This window comes from Cupriavidus sp. 05T313 (assembly GCF_056396665.1).
Map to the genome: position 1 here is coordinate 1 of NZ_JBFTLX010000277.1, position 8,810 is coordinate 8,810.

General features: G+C 64.5%; 8 protein-coding genes. 3 read left to right on the plus strand and 5 right to left on the minus strand.

Going from position 1 to position 8,810, the window contains the following annotated elements:
* The first annotated feature begins 112 nt into the window (after positions 1-112).
* On the plus strand, positions 113-1,462 hold the full coding sequence (locus AC1DKD_RS35440) for a sensor histidine kinase (protein ID WP_441629588.1): 1,350 nt from the start codon (positions 113-115) through the stop codon (positions 1,460-1,462).
* Positions 1,463-1,485: 23 nt separating this feature from the next.
* Here AC1DKD_RS35440 and cqsA read toward each other — a convergent pair whose 3' ends face one another.
* Positions 1,486-2,808 carry an alpha-hydroxyketone-type quorum-sensing autoinducer synthase gene (cqsA, locus tag AC1DKD_RS35445; RefSeq protein ID WP_441629589.1) on the minus strand — a complete coding sequence of 441 codons (1,323 nt, stop codon included), beginning with the start codon at positions 2,806-2,808 and terminating at the stop codon, positions 1,486-1,488.
* Positions 2,809-3,257: 449 nt separating this feature from the next.
* Here cqsA and AC1DKD_RS35450 point away from each other — a divergent pair, with 449 nt between their 5' ends.
* A complete protein-coding gene (locus AC1DKD_RS35450; protein WP_441629590.1) occupies positions 3,258-3,455 on the plus strand; it encodes a ferritin family protein in 198 nt (65 codons plus the stop codon).
* Positions 3,456-3,767: 312 nt separating this feature from the next.
* On the opposite strand, the gene AC1DKD_RS35455 is transcribed toward AC1DKD_RS35450, so the two are convergent.
* The 4 genes from AC1DKD_RS35455 to AC1DKD_RS35470 form a co-directional block, all read right to left on the minus strand.
* Positions 3,768-4,187, minus strand: coding sequence for a hypothetical protein (locus AC1DKD_RS35455; protein ID WP_045238726.1), 420 nt, complete (start codon positions 4,185-4,187; stop codon positions 3,768-3,770).
* A gap of 156 nt (positions 4,188-4,343) precedes the next feature.
* Entirely contained in the window at positions 4,344-5,348 is a 1,005-nt protein-coding gene (locus AC1DKD_RS35460; protein WP_441629591.1) for a GGDEF domain-containing protein, read from the minus strand.
* Between the two features lie 238 nt (positions 5,349-5,586).
* Entirely contained in the window at positions 5,587-6,171 is a 585-nt protein-coding gene (locus AC1DKD_RS35465) for a hypothetical protein (RefSeq protein ID WP_441629592.1), read from the minus strand.
* 30 nt (positions 6,172-6,201) lie between these two features.
* A complete protein-coding gene (locus AC1DKD_RS35470) occupies positions 6,202-7,401 on the minus strand; it encodes a site-specific integrase (RefSeq protein WP_441629593.1) in 1,200 nt (399 codons plus the stop codon).
* Between the two features lie 121 nt (positions 7,402-7,522).
* Here AC1DKD_RS35470 and AC1DKD_RS35475 point away from each other — a divergent pair, with 121 nt between their 5' ends.
* Positions 7,523-8,506 (plus strand): DNA-binding protein, encoded by a 984-nt coding sequence (locus AC1DKD_RS35475; protein ID WP_441629594.1) that lies wholly within the window; start codon positions 7,523-7,525, stop codon positions 8,504-8,506.
* The last annotated feature ends 304 nt before the right edge of the window (positions 8,507-8,810 follow it).

Consider the following 8,810-nt stretch of genomic DNA (forward strand, 5'->3'; position numbering starts at 1 on the left):
GCGAAGAAGGGCCTGAGCAACTAAAAGCGCACAAAATCGGCAAGCTAACCGATTTATCCGGCTACACTTTCGTCTCAGCGCCACCATCCACAGCCATTAGCCGGTTCTCAACATGCTTGCCCAGATTCAACGCAGTTGCGGTGAAAGCGCGATGCGCCTGCGCCGGGTGCTTGCCAGGGAAGTTCATCTAGACATCCGCCAGCCGGCGCAGGTCAAGCGCATCCGTCTGCTGGGCTGGCTCGCCTTCATCGGGTTTCCGACCTTCTACGTGGTCTGGAAATTCGTCTTCCCCCAGCCGTATGAAAGCCTGACCCTGCGGCTGGTGGCGATGGTGATGTGCCTGCCACTGATCGTAAGCCGCGACTTGAGGGATAAGAAGTGGCTGCCAGTGCATTTTTGGTTGACGTTGACATACGCGTTGTCGTTCTTCTTCGTCTACATGTATTTGATGAATCACGGCAACCTGGTCTGGTCCCAGTCGCTCGTGATTGCCGTCATCATCCTGTTCAACTTCAGCGGCTGGCTGGGCGGCGCCACCTCGCTGGTGCTGGGTACGGCGGCGGCCTGGCTGGTCTATAACTACGTCACCCCTCCCCCCGCGGCGCTGCTGGCGGTGAACTGGCCGATGGAACTGCCGATCATCGGCTTCACCATCTGCACCATCGCCGTGCTCAAGATAGACCAGCGCATCCTGATCCAGGAAAAACTCGACGGCATGGCGATTGCGCTAGGCACCGTTGCCCACGAACTGCGCACGCCAATCCGCAGCATCGGCTCGACCGCGCTAGGCATGGGCCGCTACCTGCCAGGCCTGATCCGCTTTTACGAGGAAAATGAGACGCCGGAGAACTCGCTGAACCTGCCGCGTGCGCATTTCGGCTTGCTCAAGGATGCCTTGCCACGCATCCAGATGGAAGTCGACCGCATGAACCACGGCATCGACGTGCTGCTGGTCAACGCGCGGGTCAAGGCGCAACAAGGGCCCAGCGAGCATTTCCCGCTGGGCCAGGCGATCGAAGAGGCGCTGGCGCGCTATCCCTTCGAACCTGGCCAGCGCGACCTTGTGCATGCCGACCTGACGACGGATTTCCCTATCCACGCCGACCAGAAGCTGATGGTGATGGTGCTGTTCAACCTGCTCAAGAATGCCCTGCATGCATTGGCGCGGGCAGGGCACGGCGAGATCCGGCTGAGCCTGGAGCTAGGCACCCGGCGCAACCGCCTGATCTTCCGCGACACCGGCACAGGCGTGCCGGAGCGCGAACTGTCGTCCATCTTCAAGCGCTTCCATACCTATCCACGCAACGAGGGCACGGGCATCGGTCTGGCGTTCTGCAGGGAGACGCTTGAAGCCTGGGATGGCCGTATCCACTGCAGTTCGGTCGAGCACGAATATACGGAGTTCGTCCTCGAATTCCCGCCAGCCACGCCGCGCCGCGAAGGCGAAGGCGCGGCTGGCTGAAGGCCGCGGCCTCTCGCCGGCGCTCAGGCCGTGCCGTGCAGCGCTTCCAGCGTCTCGTGCAGCACGGACTGCCTGGCCATCGGCGGCCGTGCCACGGCCGCGCGCGGCTTGCGCTGGGAGGAACGCCAGCCCGCCAGGTTCACCTCATCGCGGATTTCCGCGCACACCTGGATCAGCCGCTCGATTTCCACGGCGGTCAGGCAGGCGTGCATGGTCAGACGCATCAGGGCGCGGTCGCGCGCCGTGGCCGGCGCGCAGAACACGGCGCCAAAGATGCCGCGCGATTGCAGGGCATTGCGCAGCACCAGGGTTTGCTCCTCGGTGCCGGATTCCAGCGCAATGATCTGCTCGGAACCTGCCGAGACGTTGTAGCCCAGCCCGGACAAGGCATTGCGCACCTGCGTCGAGACCACGTGCAACTGTGTGCGGCGTTCATCCGCCTCGGCAATGAAATCCGCGGCGGCGTCGAACCAGGCCAGTTCATGTTGCAGCAGGCCCGAGCTGAAAATGGCCGGGCGCGATTCCGCGGCGAAATAACCCTTGAACGACGACGGGCATGTGACCAGCCCGGCACGGCCGCCGAAGGCCTTGGCCAGGCTGGCGGTCTGGAAGTGAACCCGGCGCGAGAGGCCGAGCTGCGCTACCAGCCCGGCGCCGGCCGGGCCATGGGTGCCCAGCGAGTGCGATTCGTCGACCACGATCACGCTGCCCGTGCGCTCGGCCACCTCCACGAAATCTGCCAGCGGGCAAAGGCTGCCATTGGTGCTGTAAACCGAATCCACCACGATGATGCCCGGGCCATCCTTGCGGATCTGGCGCTCGGCGTGCTCGGCATCGTTGTGCATGAACGGCACGGCACGCGCACGTGCCGCGTGGACGCCTTCCCATAGCGACATATGGGCCAGCATGTCGAGATAGACCGGCGTGCGTTCATTGGCGATGCTTTGCAGCAGCCCTACATTGGCCGCCCAGCCTGACTGGCACAGGATGCTGTCCTCCGCGCCGCTGAATGCCGCCAGCTTGCGCTCGAGCCGGCTGGTGGGATTGTCGCCGTACTGGAAGACCGCCGACATCAGCAGTTCGCTCTCCGGCCCGCGCATCGCGGCCGTCTGGGCCCTGACCAGCTTCTCTTCGCCAAGCAGGCAAAGGTAGTCATTGCTGGAAAAATGGACGGCATCCGGTCCGGGTTGCCGGCCGTGCAGCAAATGGCTGCCGCCCCAGCGCTTTTGTACCCGCTCGACCTCGTGGCCCGCGACCCGCTGGGTGACGAATTCAGGCCAGGCGGCCACCGAGGCAGCGTGGGAGGTACGGTTAGTTTGCAGGCAACCCGAGTCCATATTGATCATTACATTCCCCTAGGAGGTACTCCGACAAAAAAGTCGGCCGGATGGCCGAAGACTGGTCGTGGCAACGCAGGCGCTGCCCGCGCCCTTTGTTTGCAATGTATTTCCGGGGCGGGCAAGGTGCCTGTTACGTCTTTCGAAATTCGAGTTTCGTGCTGCGCCGACAAGCTATTCTGCCGTGTGTCGGGGAGTTCGCCTCGTTCACTCGCGCACGACTGGCGTGGCAAAACCACGCTTGCGGTCACGCGAGGGCCGAGGCGGCTGTATCCGCGGGGTGGGAGGGACAAAGATTCAGCGGAAGATATTTCTCCAGGGCGGGTCCCGGCGCCCGGCGGAACAGCGCCGGGAAGCCAGTGGTGCTGCCGTGGCTGGCGCCACTCAGTAGATAAAGCGCTTAATAAGCCACTTCACTGCAGGGCTTGGCGGGGACCGATGCATGGCCAAGGTACAGCGTGGCCGATCGCAACGACCTTGCCATCTTGGAGGAAACCGGCAAGGGTGAGGATGTGGCCAGGAGAAAGCACGCGGGTGCGCTGCAGGAACAGGAACAGAGCTTCGATATCCGCGCACCGGTGGAGCGCCAGTACCAAGGCGCACCGCGCAACCGCGACCTGATCAGCGACGTGCGCAACCGTTATCGCACGACCTGAGGCCTGGCGCCCGGCCAGGTCGGCCGGCACGGTGCTCACCCTGGATTGGCATCCCCCCCGAAAGCCTTCTAAGATCAAAGTCCACCCCATCCAGGACCAGACGATGAGCAAGCCCGCCGCCCCGGCTCCGCCGGCATCACCAGCGCCCAAAGTTGCACCTGAGCCCGCCAGCAAGGACGACCATGTGGAAGACGAGTTGGACGAAGCGCTCAGGGAAACCTTTCCCGCGAGCGACCCGATTTCGGTGGACCATGGGAGCCCGGCCCGGCCTCGCAAATAACCGGCGCGCCGCGCCGCCCGGGCCGGGTGTGCCTAGACCAGTTGCCGCAACTGCGCGACGACCTTCATCAGTTGCCCGTGCGCGACGATCACGCCGGACTCGTCCTGCAGGGCTTGCTGGTAGCGATCGCGAAACGCCGGGTCGCTGTTGGGGCCGAACAGCTTCTCGGTGGCCGCGGCGACCGCGCGGCAGGTTTCATCGTGGTGCTCGGGCGCATCCAGCTCTTCGTCGATCTCGATAATCAGGCGTGACAGCGGATCGAGCCAGCGAAAATAGGTCTCCTCGGTCACAACCTGCACGAACAGTCCAGCCGGGATCGGGCCATGCAAGCGCTCGTACTCCGTGCGATTCAGTGCGATCACTTCCTTGTGCACTTTCAACAGAGCGGCACGCAACGCACGCAGTCCACTGCGGCGATCTTCCTGCTTGGCGAGGAACTGTTCGTGTGGCATATCCCTTCTCCTATTCCCATTTCTATTCGCGTTCCTGTTCTTCACGGCCTGGAGCGCGGGGGCCGCCTTGCGGCCCGCTAGTCAGTATAGGCAGGTGTGCAAGGCTGGCGGCAGCCCTGCACACTCGGGGGCATCCCTGATGGATTGTTTGCGAAATCACTGAAACCGGGCGGCTTCCGCCATGGGTTGCGGGTGATGGCCTGCCTTCCGGAAAGCCTTGTTTTCGTACATGGAGGCATCGGCCTCGGCAAGCAGCGCGGCGATGCCATCGTGGCGTGCCGGCTCGAACTGGATGGCCCCCACGCTGAACTCGATGGCATAGCCACGGGCGGCGTGCCGGTTGAACGCCGCCATCTCAGCCTCCAGGCGTGCCAGCGTGGCGCCGCACACGGTGGCATCGGCGCCGGTGAGCAATGCCACGAACTCATCGCCGCCCAGCCGGCCAACCACGTCCGAGTCGCGCAGGGCGTGGCGCAGTTGCGCCGCGAATGCCGACAGGGCACGGTCGCCCTCCGCGTGACCGAAGCGGTCATTGATGGCCTTGAATCCATCCAGGTCGAAGAACAGCAGCGTGGCAGACTTTTCCAGCCGCCTGCAAACGCTGAGCGCGTGTTGCGCCAGCGCGCAGAATCCACGGCGGTTGGACAGCAGCGTGAGTTCGTCCATATTGGCAAGCTGGAGCGCGGCAAGCTCCTGTTCGGCCATCCGTGCCAGGTCGCGCAGCAAGGCGCGGTCCTCTTCGCCGAACTCTCGCGGCTGCACGTCGATCAGGCACAGTGTGCCCAGCTTGCTGCCGTTGGCGACCGACAGCGGGCAACCCGCATAGAAGCGAATGCCCGGTTGGCCGGTCACCATCGGGTTATCGTGAAAACGTTCGTCCAGCAGCGCGTCCGGCACCATCAGGATGCCGTCGTCGAGGATCGCGTGCCCGCAAAAGGAGATTTCCCGCGGCGATTCGGTCTCGGACAAGCCGGCACACGATTTGAACCACTGCCGGTTGGCGTCGACCAGGCTGACCAGCGCAATGGGAACGCCGAAGAGGCGCCGGGCCAGGCGAGTCAGGCGGTCGAAGCGCTCCTCCGGGGCCGTGTCGAGGATACTCAGGCAGCGGAGCGTTTCCAGGCGAAGCGGTTCGTCGGCAGGTATGGCGGGATACTTCATAAGGGTTCAGCGTCTGGCAAGGGAAAAGGTGCGACAGCGTGAGTCCTTCCGCCGGTGACGGCAATCCGAACGGTGCCCTGGGCCCCGATGCAAGGGACAAGAGGCGTACCGGAGGTTGGAAGCCGCATTCCGGCACGCACGCCGCTTGGATGGATAACGGCATGCTCGGCGCGGATTGTAATGAATCGCCGGGTTCGTCCGGATCCGCATCCAAATTCAGGCGGGCATCAGACGGGCATCAGCACCGCAACCGAGCCTGCTGGTCGCGCAGCGCGCGATAGCGCCTGCGGTAATCCTCCTGCTCGGGCAGACGCGCGTTGCGCCGGACGCTGTAGTCGTAGTCCAGCTGGCGAATCTGGTTGCCCAGCCAATGGCACTGGTTGAGCTCGGTCCGCACCGACTCAGCCTGCTCGCGTGCGATGCGTGCCTGATATTCGTTTTCCTCCGCCTGGCGCTTTTGCAGGAACTGCTGGTTGGCTGCTTCCGTAGCCGGCTCCGGGCTGATGCGTGAGAGGTTGCCGCCCAGCACGGTGCCTTGCCAGCCCGGCGGGCAGGCTATATCGGTATAAAGCGTCTTGTTGCCGCTTACGCATTTGCCGGCATGGGCGGTACCCATGAAAAGGCCCAACGCTAGCAGGACAAACCATTGCCGCATGGCATTCCCCCGTAGATGCCGCTGTAAACCGCGGCCGTCTTGAACGCATCGAAAGGCCGGCGGGTGATCAAACGCGCTTGGTCCGCCGAGGACATTCAGGGATCTGGCGATGTGCGCGATCCGGCCCATATTCTTATGCGGCTGGCCCGGCTTGTCCAGCAGCGGCATTGCCTCCGCATGGAGCGGGCCGGCGGCAATTCAGCGCGGCGCGTCCTTGTCGCCTTCATCCTGGGTTTGACCCGCTTCCTGGCCGGGTTCCGGCACGCCGATCAGGTCCGCCGCCATCGAGCGCCGCGCGTCGGCCGCCCGGAAATACCGCACCAGCGTAGCCACGCTGGTATGCCCGGTCATGGCCATGGTCTCTGCCAGCGGCACCTGGCGTGCAGCCGCCTCGGTGACAAAGCCTGAGCGTAGCGAGTGCGCCGAGAAGTCACCCCTCAGGCCTGCCGCCTCGCAACGCTGCCTGACGATTTTGCGCACGGCGGCGTCCGATAGTGCCTCGCCAACATGGCCCCCCCGGCGAACACGCCGGAAGATGGCGCCCTCGCCAAGCGCCGCCGCCTGCAGCCACGCCTCCAGCGCCGCGCCCGCGGCGCCAATGACCGGCTTGTCGTTGTCCGGCAGATCCGCGCCGGTCTGGTTGGTCTTCGACCAGCCCAGTTGATAGACGAACTCCCCGGGTGCGATGCGTGTGAGGTTGGCCAGCGTAGCGCCCGCCACCTCCGAACGCCGCCGGCCGCCGCTTGACCAGGCAAACAGCAGCAGGGCACGGTCGCGCAGGCCGATCAGCGAATCGTCGCAGGTTGCCAGCAGGCGGGACAGGGGTTCGCGCGTGAGCGCCGCCTTGCGCGCCGGGCGTTCGCCACGCTTCGCGTAAGCGCGCCGCGTGCGCGACATCAGTTCACGCACGGCAGGGTCCGCGCAAGGGTTATCCGCATTCTCCAGCCGGTGCGCCTTGGCGATGACCGCCAGCCGGTGCATCAGCGTAGCCAGCGCGGGCGGGCCGGTGCGCGCCTTGAGCCCGCGCGCCACCAGCGCGGCATCGATCGCCGGCGGCAACGCACTCGCCGGCCCCTGCGGCGTGGACCGGGTGGCGTGGTCTACCACGAACTGGATAACGACCGCCGGCAGCAAGGGAAGGGCGATCGGCTGGCCGTAGCGCAGAGCGAACCAGCCCGCCCAATACCGTAGGGCGGAACGATAACTGGCCACGGTGTTGGCGGATTCTCCCTCGCGGTACAGCGCCTCGGCGGCCTGGCGGCCAAGCGGATCGAGTTCGGACGGGTGAAGCGGCGCAGGAAAATCGGCATGAACGGGCGTCAGGCTGGAGGATTCGGGGCGTTTGGGCTGGCTTTCGGCGGGACTGCCCGGAAGCGGCTGCGATTTGCGAGTAATCATAATAAATATGATGTATGCTGTATTAAATTATACACCAAGAACGGATAAGGCGCGATAACTATTCCTTATCGAGCCTTATCCAAGTGGCGCGACCAAGAGGCGCCGAAAAACTTGCCCAACCATGCAAATTGCCAACATGCCCGCCGCAACGCGCTCCCGCTCCATCACCCAGCAAGACGTCTGGCAGGCCGCCGATGCCTTGCTGCTGGCTGGCCAGCGGCCCACCATCGAACGCATCCGGCTGCATCTGGGACGAGGCTCGCCCAATACCGTCAGTCCACACCTGGATGCATGGTTCGCCGGGCTAGGCGCGCGATTGCAGGATCCGCAAGCCTTTGCAGCCCCGGCCGGCCTGCCGGAACCGGTCAACCAGGCCGCCCGCTATCTGTGGGACGCCGCGCAGGCGGAGGCCAGGGCGGCAGTGGCGGCAAGCTACGCATCGCGGGAAGCCGCCCTGGCGCAAGCACGGGAAGCACTCGAAGCGGAGCAGGCAGCGTTGGCCCAGGAACGCGCCATCCTGCAAGCCAGGCTGGAAGCCGCGGACAACGCGCTGGCGGAACTCGGCCGCGCGCGCGACGAGGCCAGCGAACGCGCTGCCCACGCCGAAGCAAGGCTGCTGGCGCAGCAGGCCGACAACGAGACGCTGCGGGCCACGCTGGCGCGCTTACAGGAAGAAAAGGACGCGATGCTGCGCGACACCGCAGCCCAGCGCACCGCCTGGGACAAGGAACGCGAAACCATGGCAGAGCGTTCTGGCGCCAATGAACGGCGCATGGCGCTGGAACTGGACGCGGCGCGCGTTGCGGCAAGGGAAGGGCAGCGGTTGCTGGAGAGCCAGCGGAAGGCCGCGCAACAGAAGCTGATTGAAGCCGCCGACAGCGCGGGGCGGCAAGCCGAGGAAATCACACAACTCGGCAATGCGCTGGCCATGAGGGACGAGCGGGTCAGGCAGCAGGATGGGCTGCTGGCGGAATATCGGCAGTTGCTGGAGACCCGCGCCGAGGCGGAGGCGGATGGGGTGCGGTCCGCTAGCGCGCCCGGCCGGCAGAGTCCGGCCCGGGCAAGGCCGCTCAGGCCCGTTCGGCGGCCGCGCTTCAAGGTTTAGCGGAATATGCGCCCGATCAGGCGATCCGACGTGGCTGAAGAATCGGGAAAATACTTGAGCTTACAGCCTCAAGCATTTGATTTTATTACATAAAAAATGAATCATGAGCTGGCATCTTCCACGGATCGCGGGGCGGGTTGTTGGCGGCAAGCTCCGCACGGCCATCACAAGCCGGAAGGGCCGACAGATAGAATGTAAAACATCAAGTTATCGCTATAAAAAATTGATTTTATTCAGAAAATTTACAGAACAAGGGAAGCCGCCAGAACGCAAATAGCATGACGAAGCAAATCAAGATCAATCC